The sequence below is a fragment of the Photorhabdus hainanensis genome, from assembly GCF_018448965.1.
Classification (GTDB): domain Bacteria; phylum Pseudomonadota; class Gammaproteobacteria; order Enterobacterales; family Enterobacteriaceae; genus Photorhabdus; species Photorhabdus akhurstii.
Genome location: NZ_RCWD01000117.1, coordinates 1 through 820, shown reverse-complemented (window position 1 = coordinate 820; position 820 = coordinate 1). Strand labels below are relative to the sequence as shown.

Below are 820 nucleotides of genomic sequence, written 5' to 3'. Positions count from 1 at the left end.
GGCAGATTCAACTGACTGCCAGTCAATCGGGCATCAGTACCGCTCGCGCTACCGTCAACGCCGACCGTTTTAGCGCGAAAACCCCGGGTCAGTTTAACAACGACGGCGGCCAGTTAGTGGCGAAGGAAATCCACCTCACAACCCCAGATATCTCTAACCTGAAAGGAAAAATTAACCAGACCGGGACCGGTGAACTGGCGCTCCATACCCGCGCCCTGAATAACCATGAGGGGACAGTGTTCAATCAGGGGAAACTGACCCTCACCACTGACCAGCTCAACAACCGTCAGGGCACTATTGCCAGTCAGGGCGAGGAGTTGCATCTCACCGCGCATCAGGCCGATAACATTCAGGGGACGGTGCAACTGGCGGGCAACGGGAAACTGTCGCTCAACACCCAACGGTGGCTGGGTGATAAGGGCAAACTACTGACCAATGGCGCCCTGACGATACAGGCAGGTGAACTGCAACTCAACCACGCTGAAACTCAGGCCGGGCAGATAACCGTCAACGCCGACACCCTGAGCCATCAAGGCGGCGTGATGCAACAACAGGGCAAAGATACGCTGTCCCTCACCACCCGAATGCTGGATAACCAGCACGGCACCCTTGCAGGCAACGGTAACCTGAACCTTAAAGCAACAACCGTCGATAATCGTCACGGCAATATCGTGGCCGCCGAAAAAGGCTCGCTGACACTGGCGGTCAAAGACACGCTGGACAATCAGTCGGGCCGGCTGGAAGCGGGCCACGCGTTCCGACTCAGTGCCTCCCAACTGAATAATAATCAGGGGAGCATTGTTGCCGCCGGGGACAGCGC

Annotated in this window: 1 protein-coding gene; it reads left to right on the top strand. The window is 57.3% G+C overall.

The window, feature by feature from the left end; translation table 11 throughout:
* The coding region (locus tag EAE92_RS24125; RefSeq protein ID WP_214069863.1) for a hypothetical protein at positions 1-820 on the top strand (820 nt) is incomplete at both ends.